A 16237-nucleotide genomic window follows, 5' to 3' on the forward strand; every position below is an offset into this window, starting at 1 on the left:
AGATGAGCGCGACCACGAACGAGTTCTTCCGGCACAAGCCGCTGTGGGGACCGCGCGTCATGCAGTCGTTCGCCTTCGACACCCCGAACAAGCGGCTCTTCACCGGCCAGCTGCGGTCCGAGACCGCCGCGAACAGCGGTGACATCACGCTCAGCCAGCTCGACTTCGCCGGGAACGTGCTCGGGCACATGTACCTGACCGGCTTCGGGCACGCGGTCTCGATCGGCGCCGAGGCGGTCGGGAGTACGACGTACATCTGGACCGAGACCGACGTCGACACCGCGGACGGGCGCGGGCAGCAGATCACCCGCTTCCCGTGGCAGAACGGCAAGACGCACACCACGGCGTCCGTCACGAAGTGGAAGCCGGTGGCGGGCGCGGCCAACTGCACCCCCGCGGTCGACCAGCGCTTCGGTCGCGTCGGCATCCGGCACCGGCGCTCGAACGGGATGCACATCAACATCTACTCACTCGCCGCCGCCCGCACCGGCGACTTCTCCACTGTCCTGGCGTCCTTCAAACAGCCGGCCCTCACCCCCGGCATCGACTTCCAGGGCTGGACCCTCTACGGCTCCTACGTCTACTTCTGGGAAGGCGAGCCCTACCCCGGCGCCCCCGACGAGACCAAAGCCAACTCCAAACTCTGGTGCTACGACATCAACACCAACCAGCTGGTCGACTCCTTCCTGACCCTCGCCGGCAAATCCCTCACCTACCGAGAAGCCGAAGGCATCGCCGTCTACGGCTCCACCGACGCCACCGCCCGCCTCTACTTCGGCTTCGCCTCCGGCCTCGAAGGCGACCGCCGAGCCAACCTCTTCTACCGCAACACCCTGGTGTAAGACCGCGCTACTGGGCGACGCCGTACAACCTGTCGCCGGCGTCGCCCAGGCCGGGGACGATGTAGCCCTTGTCGTTGAGGTGGGAGTCCATGGCGGCGACGACGAGGGTGCAGGGGACGTTGAGGTGGTCGAGTTCGCGCTCGATGCGCTCGACGCCTTCGGGGGCGGCGAGGAGGCAGATGGCGGTGATGTGGTCGGCGCCGCGGTCGACGAGGAACTGGATGGCGGCGGCGAGGGTGCCGCCGGTGGCGAGCATCGGGTCGAGGACGTAGCACTGGCGGCCGGAGAGGTCCTCGGGGAGGCGCTCGGCGTACGTCGAGGCGTCCAGGGTCTCCTCGTTGCGGATCATCCCGAGGAAGCCGACCTCGGCGGTCGGGAGCAGCCGCGTCATCCCCTCGAGCATGCCCAGACCGGCCCGCAGGATCGGCACCACCAGCGGCTTCGGCGAGGTGAGCTTGACGCCCTCGGCCGCCGAGACCGGGGTCTGCACGGTGGTCGGCCCGGTCCGCACGTCGCGGGTCGCCTCGTAGGCGAGCAGCGTGACGAGCTCCTCGGTCAGCCGCCGGAACGTGGGGGAGTCCGTGCTCTCGTCCCGCAGCGTGGTGAGCTTGTGGGCGACGAGCGGGTGGTCCACGACGAGGATCTGCATAACCCGGAACGCTACCGTCGGCGATTCCCCCCGCGAAACCACCAGCCGCCCTAGGCTTGGAAGTGCATTGGTTTGTGCCCTTCGCCCCGAGGGAGTGCCGATGACCGACGACTCGCCCGAGCAGCCCCGCCCGCGCCTGGTCGCGCCCCGCCGTGACCTCGACCGCCTGCACCGCCGCGCCGAGTTCCTCCGCGAACTCGAGGAGGCGAAAGCCCTCCGCGACCGCATTGCCCCGCGCCGCGCCCGCGTCCGTCGCCTGCGCGAGGCGATGCGGCGCGCGACCTACCACCACTGACCCGCGCCGCCAGGCCATCACAATCGCCCGTCGGCGGTGGGCGCCCGCCTGGGCGGGGTGCCGAGACGCAATCGTGATGGCCTGGACGACCGGGGTACTCCGGCGTCTGCGACGATGACGGGGTGTCCGACGTCACAGCGGGACCACTGACCACCGACCTCGACTTCGCGGTCGCCGCCTACACCGAGGACGGCGTGTGGACGGTGACGCCGTTGGTGCTGCGGGGGGAGCCCGGGCTGTCCGCGGTGGTGTCCGCGCTGCTCCGGTATCCCGGTGAGGCCGGCGTCCTCGGGATGATCTCGGTCGACGAGGACTTCTTCATCGTGATCCGGGTGGTCGGCGGGCGGGCCCGGTTGCTGATCTCCGACGTGACCGCGGCGACCGAGTGGCCGCTGGCCCGGCAGGTCGTCGACGAGCTGGACATCCCGCTGGCCGATGACGACGACGAGCAGGTGCCGGCCGGCGACCTGGCGATCGTCGCCGATCTGGGGATGAGCGCGATGGATCTCGGCGCGCTCTGCGACGACGTCGACCTCTACCCCGAGGAGATGCTCGAGGAGATCGCCGACGCGCTGGGCTTCGGCACCCAGTTCCAGGAGGCGATCGAAGCTCTTGGCTAGCCCGGCACTGCAGCGCGAATGGGCCCGGCTGATGACGCTGGCCCTCGAGGAGGCCGAGCTCGCGCTGCCCGACGTACCGATCGGCGCGATCGTGATCGATGCCGAGGGCACCGTGATCGGCCGCGGTCACAACGAGCGCGAGACCACCGGCGACCCGACCGCGCACGCCGAGGTGCTGGCGCTGCGCGACGCCGCCCGGCAGGTCGGCGAGTGGCGGCTCACCGGCTGCACGCTGGTCGTCACGCTGGAGCCGTGCACGATGTGCGCGGGCGCGATCGTGCTGTCCCGGATCGACCGGCTGATCTTCGCGGCGTACGACGAGAAGGCGGGCGCGGTGGGGTCGCTGTGGGACGTCGTCCGGGACCGCCGGCTGAACCATCGACCGGCCGTGACCGGCGGAGTGCTGGCCGATGTGGCCGGTGCCCGGCTGCGCGATTTCTTTTCTGGCCACAGGTCTTGATAGCCTCTGCGGCGGTGGCGTGTCCGAGCGGCCGAAGGAGCGCGCCTCGAAAGCGCGTGACGGGTACCCCCCGTCCGAGGGTTCAAATCCCTCCGCCACCGCCAACTGCTCGCAAGGGCGGGTGAAGGACCGAAGACCCTGACGCCGTGTGATGCGCCAGGGTCTTCGTTTCTCCAGCTGATGCTCGGGACCGAACCTCGACGAGAGGGGCCCCAACCGTGAACGTGGACGAGCTCGACCAGATTCTCCTCGGCGGGGCCGTGGTGCTGCTGGTCGCGGTGATCGCAGTGCGGCTGTCCGGCCGCCTGGGCCTCCCGTCGCTGCTGATCTATCTCGGGATGGGGCTGCTGCTCGGCGAGTCCGGGCCGGGGCACATCCAGTTCGAGGACGCCCAGATCGCGCACGCGCTCGGTTTCGCGGCGCTCGTCATCATCCTGACCGAGGGCGGTCTGACCACCCGCTGGAACGAAGTCCGCCCGGTGATGCCGCTCGGGCTCGTGCTGGCCACGGTCGGCGTCGCGATCAGCGTCGGCGTGGTGGCCTGTATCGCGCACTACGTTCTCGGCCTCGACTGGCAGATCGCCGTCCTGATCGGGGCGGTGACCTCGCCGACGGACGCGGCCGCGGTGTTCTCGGTGTTGCGCCGGGTCCCGATCAGACCGCGCTTGCGCGGCGCCCTGGAGGCGGAGTCCGGGCTGAACGACGCCCCGACCGTCCTCCTGGTCACCCTGGTCAGCACGGGCGCCACGAGCGAGCACGGCTGGCTCTACTTCACCGGCCTGGTCGCCTACGAGCTGGTCGTCGGCGCGCTGTTCGGGTTCGTGGTCGGCTGGATCAGCGTCGGCCTGATCCGCCGGGTGGCGCTCGGCTCGGCCGGTCTGTATCCGCTGGCCGTCGTCTCGCTCGCGATCATCTCGTACGCCGGCGGCACGGTCCTGCTCCATGTGTCGGGGTTCGCCGCGGTCTACGTGACGGCGCTGGTCCTCGGCCGCGCCGAGCTGCCGCACCGGATGGCGACCCGCTCGTTCGTCGACGGGCTGGCCTGGCTGGCCCAGATCGGCCTGTTCGTGATGCTCGGCCTGCTCGCGTCCCCGGGCCGGATCGGGCTGAACGACGTCCTGATCGCGCTGGTGATCGGGATCGCGGTCACGGTGGTCGGCCGGCTGCTCGCGGTGCTGGTCTCGGCGACGCCGTTCAAGGTGCCCTGGCGGGAGCAGGCGTTCATCTCCTGGGCGGGGCTGCGGGGCGCCGTCCCGATCGTGCTGGCCACCATCCCGCTGGCCGAGCAGGTGCCGGGGGCGACCCGGATCTTCGACATCGTCTTCGTCCTGGTGATGCTGTTCACCCTGCTCCAGGGGCCGTCGCTGCCGTGGCTGGCCAAGAAGCTCCGGGTGCTCGACGAGAACGCGTCGTTCGAGGTCGAGATCGACGTCGCCCCGCTGGAGTCGCTCGGCGCGGACATGCTCCAGGTCCATGTGCCGAGCGAGTCCCGGCTGGCGGGGGTCGAGGTCGGCGAGCTCCGGCTCCCGGCCGGCGTCTCGGTCTCGCTGATCATCCGCGACGACAAGACCTTCGTCCCGGAGCGGCGGACCGTCCTCCGGGCCGGGGACGCGCTGCTGGTCGTTGCCCCCAGCCCGCTCCGCGAGCAGACCGCGCGCCGGCTGCGCGCGATCTCCCGGGCCGGCCGCCTGGCCGGCTGGTTCGGCGAGCGCGGCCGCGAGAGCTACTGACCGTGGGAGCGGCTCAGCCCGGGTTCTGGCCCTTGGGGACCGGCTGCTTGGTGTAGATGACCGGCAGGCAGATCGTGCCGTCACCGGGGACGGCGACCGAGGCCGCGCCCTTGTCCTTGAGCTTGGTGTAGCCACGGCCGAGGACCAGGTCGACGGTGTGGTCGTCCCGGGAGTCGCCGACCAGGACGGGCTTCTGGGCCAGCTGGCCGACGACCAGCTGCAGCTCCGGCGCCTTGTCGGTGTTGCCGCGGACGGCGATCACGTCGATCTTGTCGCCCTTGGGCTCGTTGGCCACCTTGGCGACGTGGAAGCCGCGCTTCTCCAGCAGGTCGGCGACCCGCCGCGCGGTGCCGCTGGGGGCGCCGCCGTTGTAGACGTTCACCGAGACCTTGCTCGGCACCAGGCGGTTGTTGTCGACCTTCTGGTCGACGCAGGTCGGGCCGGCGCTGGAGTTGATCAGCGAGTTCCAGCCCCACCAGACGCCGCCGATCAGCACGACGAGCAGGATCACCATCGTGATCGGCGTCCGCCAGTGGATCCGCGCGAACGGGCTGGGCTGCGGCTGTAAGGCGCTCATCGTGATCAGTCCACGACCAGGACCCGGGCGTGCAGGACCAGACGCTGCTGCAGTGCGGCGCGCAGCGCGCGGTGCAAACCGTCCTCCAGGAACATCTCACCCCTCCATTCGACGACGTGGGCGAACAGGTCGCCGTAGAACGTCGAGTCCTCGTCCAGGAGCGCGTTCAGGTCGAGAGTCCCCTTGGTGGTGACCAATTGGTCCAGCCGGACCTGCCGTGGTGGCAGAGCAGACCAGTCCTTCGGCTTGAGCCCGTGGTCCGGGTACGGCCGTTCCTCCCCGACGCGCTTGAAGATCACCCCCCGAAGTCTAGCGGTCGCCGAGGTCTCGTGGTTGGTCGTTTACCTCACCGGCGCAGTCCGGAACAAGGATCAACCTTTTGGATGAGCCGGACGTCATACCCAGGTTGTAGGACACCGTGTCCCCCGGTCGCCGGACGGCGCCGCGGCCGCGCGTTCCTAGGATCGACAGGAGTCATCCACCGTCGATCTCTGGGGAAACATGTCGGGCACCGTGCGGCTCAGGCCGCCTTCCAACGCACTGGACCACCGCGTCGTCGCCGTCTGGCGGACGACGGCCGCGCTCGTCTTCGGCCCACCGATCCTGGTGCTGGTCCTGCTCGGGCTGCTCATCGCGCCCGCTCGGATCTGGCTACTCGCTCCGGCGGCGCTGATCGCGCTCGTCGCTCTTCCGTACCTCACCGCCCTCCCGCGCTGGTGGTACGGCGTCCATCGTTGGGAGGTCACCGAGGACGCCGTGTTCACCCGGACGGGCTACTTCTGGCAGGAGTGGCGGGTCGCCCCGATGTCGCGGATCCAGACCGTCGACACGCTCCGCGGGCCGATCGAGCAGGCGTTCGGGTTGTCGACGCTCGTCGTCACCACGGCCTCGGCCAAGGGCGCGCTGCAGATCCGCGGCCTCGAGCAGGAGGTCGCCGCCGACCTCGCCGAGCGGCTGACCGAGATCACCCAGGCGACGCCGGGTGACGCGACATGAGCGACTGGCAGCGGCTCGACGCCAAGGCGGTCACGGTTGCCGCCGTCCTCGGCGCCGGGATCGCGGTGACGGCCGGCGTCCCGACCGCGGCGGGGATCGCGAGTGGGACGTCGTGGTCCTTCGCGCTGCTCTGGGTCGTACCACCTGCGCTCTTGCTGATCGCCGGCGCCGCCGTCCTCGAGTACGTGCGGTGGCGGCGGACGCAGTACCGGATCAGCGCCGACCGGGCTGAGCTGCACTCCGGCCTCGTCGTACTACGCCGCCGGACGCTCACCCGGGACCGCATCCGCAGCGTCGACCTCACCGCGAACCCGATCCTCCGGATCTTCGGTCTGGTCGCCGTCCAGATCGGCACTGGTGAGCAGACGGACGCCGGTGAGGGCACGCTGACGCTGACTCCGGTGACCCGGGCCGAGGGGGAGCGGCTGCGGCAGGAGCTGCTGCGCGGTGCGAGCACCGAGACCGACGGGCTGCTCGCCGCGCTGGATCCGGCCTGGATTCGCTACGCGCCGACCTCGTTCGTCGTCCCGGCGCTCGGGTTCGCCGCCGGCGGCGCGGTCATGCAGGTGTCGCAGTGGTTCGGGCTGCAAGACGAGCTGATCGACTGGATCCAGAACCTGTTCGCCGGAGTGCCGCTGCTCCTCGTCCTGCTCATCCTGGCCGCGCTGCTGCTGGTCGTGGGGGTGATCGGCTCGCTCGGCTTGTTCGTCGAGATGTGGTGGAACTACCGGTTGGACCGGGAGCCCGGCACGCTGCGAGTAGGCCGAGGCCTGTTCACCACCCGGTCGATCTCGATCGAGGAGCGCCGGCTGCGCGGGGTGGACGTCATCGAGCCGCTGGGCGCTCGGCTGCTGGGCGCTGCCCGGGTCGACGCGATCGCGACCGGGCTGGCGCAGCAGAAGGAGGACGACAAGACCGACCACAAGACGATGTTGCCTGCGGCCCCGAAAGAGGTGGCTGACCGGATCGCGGCCGCCGTCCTGCGCGAGGAGGTCGCGCCGACCGCGGTCGCCCGGCTGACGCCGCACCCGCGGGCCGCGTTCGGACGGCGGCTGCGGATCTCGGTGGCCGTTGCCTTGGTCCCGGTTCTGGTCCTGGCCGGGCTCGGCATCTGGCTGACCGGCGTCCTGGTTCAGCTCGCCGTGCTGCTCGCCGTCTTGGCGCTGCCCGCGGCCGTGCTGCTCGCCCGGGATTCGTACCGGTCCCTCGGCCACGGCGTCACCGGCAACTACCTGGTCACCCGCTCCGGGACGCTGCGCCGCTCGACCGCGGCCCTGCAGCGCGACGGCGTGATCGGCTGGCGGATCCGGCAGACGGTCTTCCAGCGCCGGGTCGGCCTGGCCACCTTCAGCGCCGTCACGGCGGCCGGCTCCGGCGCCTACTCGATCCGGGACGCCGACGCCGACGAAGGGCTCGCCTTCGCCGAGAGCGCCGTACCCGACCTCCTCGCGCCTTTTACCACTAGCATCACGACCGGGTAGTTCCGTCAACCGGGGAAAGGCGCGCTGAGATGGCTGAGAAGGCCGACGTCGTGGAGACCGTCAAGCAGGGGTACGCGTTCGAAGGGGCCGCGGTCGAGCTCGGCGCGCTGCTGGTGGACGGCGAACCCGCGCCCGACGCGGCGGTGCGGATCCCGCTGTCGATGGTGAACCGGCACGGCCTGGTGGCCGGCGCGACCGGTACCGGTAAGACGAAGACGCTGCAGCTGATGGCCGAGCAGCTGTCGGCGGCCGGCGTCGCGGTGTTCGCGGCCGACATCAAGGGCGACCTGTCCGGGATCTCGCAGCCGGGCCAGAGCAGCGAGAAGCTGCTGGCCCGGACGAAGACGATCGGCCAGGAGTGGACGGCGTCCGGTTTCCCGACCGAGTTCTACGCGCTCGGCGGCCAGGGCGCCGGTGTGCCGATCCGCGCGACGGTGACGTCGTTCGGGCCGGTGCTGCTGTCCAAGGTGCTCGGGCTGAACGACGTCCAGGAGTCGTCGCTCGGGCTGATCTTCCATTACGCCGACAAGCAGGGCCTGACCCTGCTGGACATCAAGGACCTGCGCGCGGTCATCACGCACCTGACCAGCGACGAGGGCAAGGGTGACCTGAAGGAGCTCGGCGGCCTGTCCGCCGCGACCGCCGGCGTCATCCTGCGCGCGCTGATCGGGTTCGCCGACCAGGGCGCCGAGGCGTTCTTCGGTGAGCCCGAGTTCGACACCGCGGACCTGCTGGCCCAGCGCGACGGCAAGGGCGTCATCTCGCTGCTCGAGCTGCCGAACCTGCAGGACCGGCCGGCGCTGTTCTCGACCTTCCTGATGTGGCTGCTGGCCGACCTGTTCCACGACCTGCCCGAGGTCGGGGACGCCGACAAGCCGAAGCTGGTCTTCTTCTTCGACGAGGCGCACCTGCTGTTCAACGACGCCTCGAAGGCGTTCCTGGACTCGATCGCCCAGACCGTCCGGCTGATCCGGTCGAAGGGCGTCGGCGTCTTCTTCGTCACCCAGACCCCGAAGGACGTGCCGGACGACGTCCTCGCGCAGCTCGGCTCGCGCGTCCAGCACCAGCTGCGCGCGCACACGCCGAACGACGCCAAGGCGCTCAAGGCGACCGTGTCGACCTTCCCGAACTCGGCGTACGACCTGGGCGAGGTGCTCACCCAGCTCGGGATCGGCGAGGCGATCGTGACCGTGATGAACGAGAAGGGCGCGCCGACGCCGGTCGCGTGGACGCGGCTGCGCGCGCCGCAGTCGCTGATGGCGCCGGCGCCGGCCGACCAGCTGACGGCCGCGGTGGCCGCCTCGGCGAACAACGCGAAGTACGCGCAGGTGGTCGACCGGGAGTCGGCGTACGAGCTGCTGGCGGCGAAGGTCCAGGCCGGGGCCGCGCAGGCCGAGGCGGAGAAGCAGGCCGCCGAGCAGGCCAAGCAACAGCAGCAGGCGGAGCAGCCCGCGCCGCGCGGCCGGGCGCCGAAGCCGGAGAAGTCGATGGTCGAGCAGGTGATCGGCTCGTCGGCGTTCAAGCAGTTCGCGCGGACCGCCGGCCGCGAGATCGTCCGCGGCCTCTTCGGCGCCGCCCGTCGCCGCAAATAACAACTGGCGGTAATCAGAATGACCACTCGGTGGGGTTCGCTCAGCGGACCTCACCGCCGATCCTCCGGCTTTTGTCCGCATGCCCCGGAAACCTTTTCGAGACCGGGCAGTCCACGGATACTTGCGGAAATTAAGGCGCTCCCGCGTTTGATGATTGATCAAACGACTGAATCGGCGGCGCCGGCCATCGTTCCAAACTGGTTATCCACAGCACGCCGTCGCGGATTGGGACGAGACGCTCACACGTCGTACCGTGGGGGTAATGGTTGCGCAGAGTAGGCGGTCGGTACGGAAATGGGCGCTCTGGACCTTGACGGTCCCGGCGTTCACTCTTGTCGTGCTCGTCGACTTCGCCGCCATCGGGTACGCCGTCGAGGCGTTCACCGCGTTACCGAGCTGGCGCGGGATCGACGTGGTGCTCGCGCTCTCGATCGCGGCGCTGATCACCGTCGAGGGCGCCCGCCGGGTGGAGAACCGGCGCAGTCGCGGCGGCGCTCTGCACAAGGATCTCGCCCCGGCCTGGATGATCGCGGCCGCGATCGTGCTGCAGCCGGCGCTGGCGATCCTGGTCGTGCTGCTGCTCCGCATCTGGTGGCGGGTCCGGGCCGGGAAGTGCATCCCGTACCGCTGGGCCTTCTCGACCGCGGTGCATGTGCTCGCGGTCGGCGCCGCGCATGTCGCTTTCACCGCCGCCCGCGACCTCTTCGGCGGTAGTGAGCTCGCGCTGGTCGTGTCGATGGCGGCCGCCGCTCTCGCCTTCCTGGTGACCGACGCGGCGCTCTGCGCGCTGGCGATCCACCTGATCGTCCCGGGCAGCAGCCGGCAGGATCTGGTCGGCGGGCTCGACGACCTCTGTATCGACGGGACGTCCGCGGCGTTCGGGTGTCTGCTCGCCGGCGCCTGTCTGATCAGCCCGTGGTTCGCGTTCGTGGCCATCCCGATCACGCTGACCGCGCAGCGGGCGTTGCTGCTCGGCCAGCTGGAGTCCGAGGCGCAGACCGATCCGAAGACCGAGCTCACCCGGGTCGACTGGTGGCGCCGGCAGACCGAGGAGATGCTCCGCGGCGCCCGCGGCCAGGGTGAGCCGATGGCCGTGCTGCTGATCGACATCGACCACTTCAAGCAGGTCAACGATCGGCACGGGCATCTCGTCGGCGACGAGGCGCTGCGCGCGGTCGCGACGATCCTGCGCAGCGCGATCCGCGTCAAGGACGTGATCGGCCGGTTCGGCGGCGAGGAGTTCGTGATCGCGCTCCCCGAGACCGGGATCGACGAGGCCACCGTGACGGCGGACCGGTTGCGCAACGCGGTCGCCGCGAGCCCGCTGGCCGCGATGTGCGCCGGCGTCCTCGACGACCCGGAGCTGGATCCGGACACTTTCCACCTGACCGTGTCGATCGGCGTCGCGGTCTACCCGGCCGACGGCGTCACGGTCGACGACCTGCTGCAGCGCGCCGACCGCGCGATGTACGCCGCGAAGGCCGCCGGCCGGAACCGCGTCCGCCTGGCCGCCGATCTGACCGCGATCACGGCCCGGGCGCAGGTCCGCCCGGTGCCGAGCGGCGCCGCGCCGAACGACCTTTCTTGACCACCCGCAGAACCTTTCGCCGCGCCGCCGCGTCCTCAGCGGTGACACCTGCGGACGGAGAGCGAATGGCGACCTCGGGAAGTCGTGACGACGACTTCACGGCGTTTGTGCTGGCCCGGTCCGGGCGGTTGGTGCATTTCGCCCGGATGTTGTGCGGTGACGCCGCTCTGGCCGAGGACCTGGTCCAGGCCGCGCTGGAGAAGGCGTACCTGCGCTGGGAGCGGATCGAGCTGGCCGACCCGTTCGCCTACGTCCGGCAGGCCGTGGTGAACCAGCACCTGTCCTGGGTACGCCGACGCCCGTGGCGCGAGCGCCCGAGTGGCGCGGCCGCCGAGCTGGACCTGTTCATCGACACCCCGCCCGACAACTCGGGCGCGATCGACCGCCGGGTGTCGGTCGGCGCCGCGCTGGCTGCGCTGAGCCGCCGGGAGCGGGCGGTCGTCGTCCTGCGGTACGTCGAGGATCTGACCGAGAAAGAGGTGGCGGCCGTGCTGGGTGTCGCCGTCGGCACGGTGAAGAGCGCGAACGCGCGAGCCCTCGGGAAGCTGCGCGTCGCACCCGAGCTCGCCGGGGTGGGGGACCGAGGATGAACATGACCGAGGACGAGCTGCGCCGTGCGCTGGCGCCCGATGGCGAGGTCGAGGCGCTGGACCCGACGCAGGTGATCGCGGGCGCGCGCCGACGACGTACGCGCGGGCTGGTCGCCGTAGCCGCTTCGGTGGCGATCGCCGCCGTCGCCGCGGCCGGCGTCGCCACCGCCCAGCTCCAGGGCGGCCCCGGGCCCGCCCAGCCCGGCCCGGCGACACCGGTGGCTCCGCCCTCGCTCTCGACGCCGACGACACTGCAGCCCCCGCCGCTCACGCCGACCTCGCCGCCGGGCACGCCGACGAAGAAACCGTCGAGTGGGGAGACACCGCCGCCGAGCGCGACGCCAACCGGTTCCCCGGAGCTCCCACCGTTGCGGACACCGCCGCCAGGTACTCCGAACTGACGCAGAACCTTTTCGGCACGTGCTCGCGTCCTTCAGCCCGACCGATCGAACTGAAGGTTGCGGAGGGCAAGGATGGATGAGGTAAGCCGGAAGCGGCGGACGCTGCGGCTCGCGATTGCGGGCGTCGTGGCCGCGGTGGTGATCGTGGGTGGAGTCGCGGGGACGGCGATGGCGCGCAGCGGCGGTGGTAGTCCGACCCCGCCGCCGGGAACGCCCTCGACGCACCCCAAGCCCCCGCCGAACACGCCGACGAACACCCCCTCGGTGTATCCACCGCCCAGCACCCCGACCAACACGCCCTCGGTGTACCCGCCCCCGGGCACCCCGACGAAGAAGCCGTCGTACCCGGCCCCCGGGACCACGCCGACGAAGAAGCCGTCGTATCCGGCACCCGGGACCACGCCGACGAAGCGGCCGTCGGAGGCGACGCCGACTCCGATCGTGACGCCGCCGGCCGCAACGCCGACTCCGATCGCGACGCCGCCGGCCGCGACACCGACCCCGATCGTCAAGCCGCCGACGAAGTCGCAGGGTAAGTAGTAGGGCCGAGCTCCCGTCCGCCGGTTGAAGGCGGACGGGAGTTCGGGTGTTCAGCAGGCGGCGAAGGTGCCGGCGGCGACCCAGGCTTTGGCGACGTACATGCCGGGGTGGACGCGGAGCCAGATGTTGCTGGTGCCCTGGGATCCGCTGACGCTCTGCCCGGTGGTCTGGCACTGGACGGTCACCTGCGCCGACTTGCCGGCCATACCGACGACGGCGCCGCTGGAGCTGGCCGAGTTCCGCAGGTTCAGGTAGCCGGATGTGATCGAGACCGTGCCGCGGCCGCCGTCGCCGGTCCACAGGTAGGTGGCGTCGACCCAGGCGTTGTTGGTCAGGCCGAGCGCATCCCAGAAGGTGCCGTCGGCAAGGTCGATACCGGCCGGGTTGGCGACCGTGCGGCCGAACTGGTCCTTCCCGCCGTTGTAGCCGTTCTGGTATGCCGCCTGCGACTCCGGCCGGCCCTGCGGCAGGTCCTTCCACATCTCGCGGGTGGCGCTCGGGTTCCAGTAGTCGTCCTTGGTGTTCCACGGGCCGACGTCCCAGACCGGCTCGAACGCGCAGCGTGTCGCCGTACAGACCTTGACCGAGTACGTCCCGGAGCCGTTACTGGACAGGCCGCGCCGGGACGGCAGGGCGACGAAGTGGTCGCGGTTGACGATCACGTGCCCGTTGGCCGTCGTCCCGCCGACGAGCCCTTCGCGGGTCGCGAAGACGCGGGAGGTGAGCGGCGCGGCCTGCGTCGTCATCCGGCCGGCCGTGGTCTTGTCGGTGGGCTGCACGCGGACGTCGTCCACCCACGGCGCCTGGCCGGTCGGCGGCGCGCTGACGATGATGCGCAGCTGGACCTGGTCACTCGCGCCGGGCAGCGCGGTCGGTACGCCGGACGCCGCCGGCGTCCACTCCGACCAGCGGTCGTTGACCCAAGCGCGGACGTCGACGTCCGCAGAGGAGCCGTCCGGTGTGCTGACGGCGTACTCGACCACGACGGCCGAGGTCGCCGCCGGGAAGGTGACCGGCGTGAGCTCGGCGAGGCCCGAGCGCTGCTTGACCTCGGTCGAGCCGAGCGCGGCCGGGGCGTCGCCGAGGATGATCCGGTCCTTCTCGAGTTTCACATTGCTGGAATTGCTGATCGTCGCGCTGGAAATCGGCTCCGGCGGCGAGGCGGCGCTCGGCAGGCTGATCGTCAGCGCTGTGACCAGACAGGCTGCGAGCACGGCGGTGCGGGTGATACGCATGGGCTGAACCTCCGGGGCGGTGAGGTGCTGCGGCGTTCGCAGCACCAAATGTGACAAAGAAACCGCACATCTGTACAGCCTGTGAATAAATTTCTTCGAAGGAGTTGGTGACAGAACAGAACCTAGTCGGTCACCCAAAGGGTTTGGACCGGTGTGACAGAGGCAGAGGAGATTCGATGACCCGGACCGCGGACGCCGACTTCGAGCGCTTCGTGCAGACCCAGTCGACCCCCTTGCTCCGCTTCGCGGAGATGCTGTGCGGCGATCGGCACACTGCCGAGGACCTCGTCCAGCAGGCGTTGATGCGGTCGTATCCGAAATGGCACCGATTGGACGGCGATCAACTGCGCTACGTCCGCCGGGTGCTGGTCAACCGATTCCTCACCCAGGCCCGCCGGCGCTGGAACAACGAAGTACCCAGTGATCCGGTTGCGAACGATTGGGACCAGCGAGCGGTAGCGGACTTCGCCCAGCAGGTGCAGACCAGAGAGGCCGTGCTCTCGGCCTTGGCCGGTCTGACTGTTCGGGAGAGAGCCGTCGTCGCGCTGCGCTACTCGCAGGATCTCTCCGAGGCCGAGACCGCCGAGCTACTCGGTATGGCGGCCGGGACCGTGAAGAGCACGGCCTCCCGGGCGCTGGCCAAGTTGCGTCTGGCACCCGACCTGATCGACAGCGGAGTTGGAGGAAACTGATGAGTGACGAGCAGCTGCGGAGCGCGCTCGAGTACGACCTGGAGCCGTACACCCCGAACGCAGGTGAGCTGATGCGGCGCGGGAAGCGACTGGCCTGGGTCCGACGTGGACTGGCCGCGGCGGGCGTCACCGCCCTCGCCGGAACGGTGGCGACGGTGTCCGCCGCGGTCGGGGGACCGGCCCCCGTGAAGAACCTGTTCGCCGGCGCCCCGAAGCCGCCGGCGGTCGTCGTGCCGACCGACACCCCGAAGCCGTCGGTCGACCCGACGTGCCTGCCGGCCAAGCCGGTGCTGCCCAAGGTGAAGGTCTCGGTGGACAAGACCATCGACCCGAACCAGCAGCCGACGGTTCCGGCGGTGCCGAAACCCGACGTCCCGAAGCCGGACGTACCCACGCCGAGCGTCGGTAAGCCGAGCCTGCCGGGCAAGCCGTCGCTGCCGACGGCCAAGCCGTCCCTGCCGGGAAAGCCGTCGGTGCCGGGCATCCCGACGACGAAGCCGTCGTTCCCGAACCCGTCGGTGCCGACCGCCAAGCCGTCGCTGCCGGGTAAGCCGAGCCTGCCGACGACGAAGCCGTCGCTCCCGGGCAAGCCGTCGCTCCCGAACCCGTCGGTGCCGACGACCAAGCCGTCGCTGCCCGCGAAGCCGAACCTGCCCGCGAAGCCGACGTTGCCCGCGAAGCCGACGTTGCCGGGTAAGCCGGTCCCGACCACGCTGCCCGACTGCGTGGACGGCGTCCCGTCGGTTCCCTCGGCACCGAAGCCGTCGGCCCCCGCGCCGAACAAGCCCTCGGTGCCGACCGCCAAGCCGTCGCTGCCCGCGAAGCCCGCCGTCCCGACCGTCAAGGTCTCCGGCGGCGTCAAGGTGACGGTCGACCCGGGCAAGCAGCCCAAGCCGGGGATCCCGACGGCCAAGCCGTCGTTCCCGACCGCGAAGCCGAGCTTCCCGACGCCCAGCGTGCCGACTTCCTTCCCCACCGGCCAACCCTCCTCAGGCCGGTGATCCCAGTTCACCGGTGAGACAGGTCTCGGGCGGAGAAACCCTGTCTCACCGGTGATCCCATCGTCCCCGCACCCGCCGGGGCACCCGAAAGAACCCCGTACCGGCATCCTCCCCCCCGCTGCCGGTACGGGGTTTCGGTTTGGCTAGAAGCTCCGCAGGAACTCGGCGGTCGCTTCGTCGGCCGGGTAGAACGACTCGATCATCAGCTCGGACACCGTGACATCGAGCGGCGTACCGAAGGTTGCGATCGTGGTCAGGAACGACAGCTGCTGGCCCTCGTGACTGAGCTCCAGCGGGACGACGACGTCGGTCGGGCCGGGCCGGCTCGGGCGATCCGCGGCCGCGTAGCCGCGGATCTCGTCGTACAGGTCCTGGAGCTCGGGGTCGGCGGTGGCGGCGACCTGGCGCTGCAGACTCGCGAGGGCGGCCGCACGGACGTCGGCCAGGTTGCCGATCCGCCGGGCCAGGCCGCCGGGGTGCAGGGTCAGCCGGAGCGCGTTGATCGGGGCCTTGAGCAACGACGCGTCGACGTCCAGGGTGAACAGGCGGGCGCCGGCGTTCGACTCGACGATGTTCCACCAGCGATCGACGACGAGCGCCGGGTACGGCTGGTGGGCGTCGAGGAGGCGGCGCAGTGTGCCGCGGATCGCCAGCATGGCAGGGGAATGCAGCGAAGCCTCGCTGTAGATGGGCGCGTAGCCGCCGGCCAGCAGTAACTGATTGCGATCGCGCAGTGGCACGTCGAGCTGCTCCGCCAGTCGCAGCACCATCTCCTGACTGGGCCGGGACTTACCCGTCTCCACGAAGCTGACATGCCGGGTCGACACCTCCACCCGGTTCGCCAACTCCAACTGGCTAAGGCGTCGCTGCTCACGCCACGCACGCAACAGCTCACCCACTGGTCGCTGGAACGTCACCGTCATCCCCTGACAGTAGCTGTCCGCGCAC

General features: G+C 70.5%; 19 protein-coding genes and 1 tRNA gene. 14 read left to right on the forward strand and 6 right to left on the reverse strand.

Annotated elements, in window-relative coordinates:
* Window positions 1-2 precede the first annotated feature (2 nt).
* Entirely contained in the window at window positions 3-842 is an 840-nt protein-coding gene (locus tag ACZ6ZD_RS10205; protein WP_465670372.1) for a phage baseplate protein, read from the forward strand.
* 7 nt (window positions 843-849) lie between these two features.
* Here the strand turns inward: ACZ6ZD_RS10205 and upp are convergent, their stop codons facing one another.
* Window positions 850-1491 carry a uracil phosphoribosyltransferase gene (upp, locus tag ACZ6ZD_RS10210; protein ID WP_465670374.1) on the reverse strand — a complete coding sequence of 214 codons (642 nt, stop codon included), beginning with the start codon at window positions 1489-1491 and terminating at the stop codon, window positions 850-852.
* Window positions 1492-1591: 100 nt separating this feature from the next.
* Between upp and ACZ6ZD_RS10215 the strand changes: the two genes are divergently transcribed.
* The 5 genes from ACZ6ZD_RS10215 to ACZ6ZD_RS10235 all read left to right on the forward strand — a co-directional run bounded on the left by ACZ6ZD_RS10215 (window position 1592) and on the right by ACZ6ZD_RS10235 (window position 4596).
* Window positions 1592-1786 (forward strand): hypothetical protein, encoded by a 195-nt coding sequence (locus tag ACZ6ZD_RS10215; protein WP_465670375.1) that lies wholly within the window; start codon window positions 1592-1594, stop codon window positions 1784-1786.
* A gap of 122 nt (window positions 1787-1908) precedes the next feature.
* The gene (locus ACZ6ZD_RS10220) at window positions 1909-2406 is read left to right on the forward strand and encodes a tRNA adenosine deaminase-associated protein (protein ID WP_465670377.1); all 498 of its coding nucleotides are present in this window, start codon (window positions 1909-1911) and stop codon (window positions 2404-2406) included.
* A gap of 31 nt (window positions 2407-2437) precedes the next feature.
* Entirely contained in the window at window positions 2438-2866 is a 429-nt protein-coding gene (locus ACZ6ZD_RS10225) for a nucleoside deaminase (RefSeq protein ID WP_465672660.1), read from the forward strand.
* Between the two features lie 13 nt (window positions 2867-2879).
* Window positions 2880-2970, forward strand: a tRNA-Ser gene (locus ACZ6ZD_RS10230).
* A 114-nt stretch (window positions 2971-3084) separates the two neighbouring features.
* The gene (locus ACZ6ZD_RS10235; RefSeq protein ID WP_465670379.1) at window positions 3085-4596 is read left to right on the forward strand and encodes a potassium/proton antiporter; all 1512 of its coding nucleotides are present in this window, start codon (window positions 3085-3087) and stop codon (window positions 4594-4596) included.
* A 13-nt stretch (window positions 4597-4609) separates the two neighbouring features.
* On the opposite strand, the gene ACZ6ZD_RS10240 is transcribed toward ACZ6ZD_RS10235, so the two are convergent.
* Window positions 4610-5173 (reverse strand): LytR C-terminal domain-containing protein, encoded by a 564-nt coding sequence (locus ACZ6ZD_RS10240; RefSeq protein ID WP_465670381.1) that lies wholly within the window; start codon window positions 5171-5173, stop codon window positions 4610-4612.
* Window positions 5174-5178: 5 nt separating this feature from the next.
* Window positions 5179-5472 (reverse strand): type II toxin-antitoxin system VapB family antitoxin, encoded by a 294-nt coding sequence (locus ACZ6ZD_RS10245; RefSeq protein WP_171678174.1) that lies wholly within the window; start codon window positions 5470-5472, stop codon window positions 5179-5181.
* 202 nt (window positions 5473-5674) lie between these two features.
* On the opposite strand from ACZ6ZD_RS10245, the gene ACZ6ZD_RS10250 reads away from it, so the two are divergent.
* From ACZ6ZD_RS10250 to ACZ6ZD_RS10275, 6 genes are all read left to right on the forward strand, one after another.
* Window positions 5675-6169: a PH domain-containing protein gene (locus tag ACZ6ZD_RS10250; RefSeq protein ID WP_465670383.1), complete on the forward strand. Its 495-nt coding sequence runs from the start codon at window positions 5675-5677 to the stop codon at window positions 6167-6169.
* Window positions 6166-7650 (forward strand): PH domain-containing protein, encoded by a 1485-nt coding sequence (locus tag ACZ6ZD_RS10255; protein WP_465670385.1) that lies wholly within the window; start codon window positions 6166-6168, stop codon window positions 7648-7650. The genes ACZ6ZD_RS10250 and ACZ6ZD_RS10255 overlap by 4 nt, the downstream gene beginning before the upstream one ends.
* 29 nt (window positions 7651-7679) lie before the next feature.
* A complete protein-coding gene (locus ACZ6ZD_RS10260; protein ID WP_465670387.1) occupies window positions 7680-9242 on the forward strand; it encodes a helicase HerA-like domain-containing protein in 1563 nt (520 codons plus the stop codon).
* Window positions 9243-9579: 337 nt separating this feature from the next.
* On the forward strand, window positions 9580-10830 hold the full coding sequence (locus ACZ6ZD_RS10265; protein ID WP_465670389.1) for a GGDEF domain-containing protein: 1251 nt from the start codon (window positions 9580-9582) through the stop codon (window positions 10828-10830).
* 65 nt (window positions 10831-10895) lie between these two features.
* Window positions 10896-11420 carry a SigE family RNA polymerase sigma factor gene (locus tag ACZ6ZD_RS10270; RefSeq protein WP_465670391.1) on the forward strand — a complete coding sequence of 175 codons (525 nt, stop codon included), beginning with the start codon at window positions 10896-10898 and terminating at the stop codon, window positions 11418-11420.
* 2 nt (window positions 11421-11422) lie between these two features.
* Entirely contained in the window at window positions 11423-11821 is a 399-nt protein-coding gene (locus ACZ6ZD_RS10275; RefSeq protein ID WP_465670393.1) for a hypothetical protein, read from the forward strand.
* A 32-nt stretch (window positions 11822-11853) separates the two neighbouring features.
* Here the strand turns inward: ACZ6ZD_RS10275 and ACZ6ZD_RS10280 are convergent, their stop codons facing one another.
* On the reverse strand, window positions 11854-12333 hold the full coding sequence (locus tag ACZ6ZD_RS10280) for a hypothetical protein (RefSeq protein WP_465670395.1): 480 nt from the start codon (window positions 12331-12333) through the stop codon (window positions 11854-11856).
* Between the two features lie 78 nt (window positions 12334-12411).
* A complete protein-coding gene (locus tag ACZ6ZD_RS10285; protein ID WP_465670397.1) occupies window positions 12412-13596 on the reverse strand; it encodes a hypothetical protein in 1185 nt (394 codons plus the stop codon).
* A gap of 176 nt (window positions 13597-13772) precedes the next feature.
* Between ACZ6ZD_RS10285 and ACZ6ZD_RS10290 the strand changes: the two genes are divergently transcribed.
* Together ACZ6ZD_RS10290 and ACZ6ZD_RS10295 are read left to right on the forward strand one after the other, a co-directional pair.
* Entirely contained in the window at window positions 13773-14288 is a 516-nt protein-coding gene (locus ACZ6ZD_RS10290; RefSeq protein ID WP_465670399.1) for a SigE family RNA polymerase sigma factor, read from the forward strand.
* Entirely contained in the window at window positions 14288-15289 is a 1002-nt protein-coding gene (locus ACZ6ZD_RS10295; RefSeq protein ID WP_465670401.1) for a hypothetical protein, read from the forward strand. Before ACZ6ZD_RS10290 ends, ACZ6ZD_RS10295 begins: the two co-directional genes overlap by 1 nt.
* A 143-nt stretch (window positions 15290-15432) precedes the next feature.
* Here ACZ6ZD_RS10295 and ACZ6ZD_RS10300 read toward each other — a convergent pair whose 3' ends face one another.
* Window positions 15433-16212, reverse strand: a complete 780-nt coding sequence (locus ACZ6ZD_RS10300; protein WP_465670403.1) for a helix-turn-helix domain-containing protein — start codon at window positions 16210-16212, stop codon at window positions 15433-15435.
* Window positions 16213-16237 lie beyond the last annotated feature (25 nt).

Source organism: Kribbella sp. NPDC104218, from assembly GCF_055584105.1.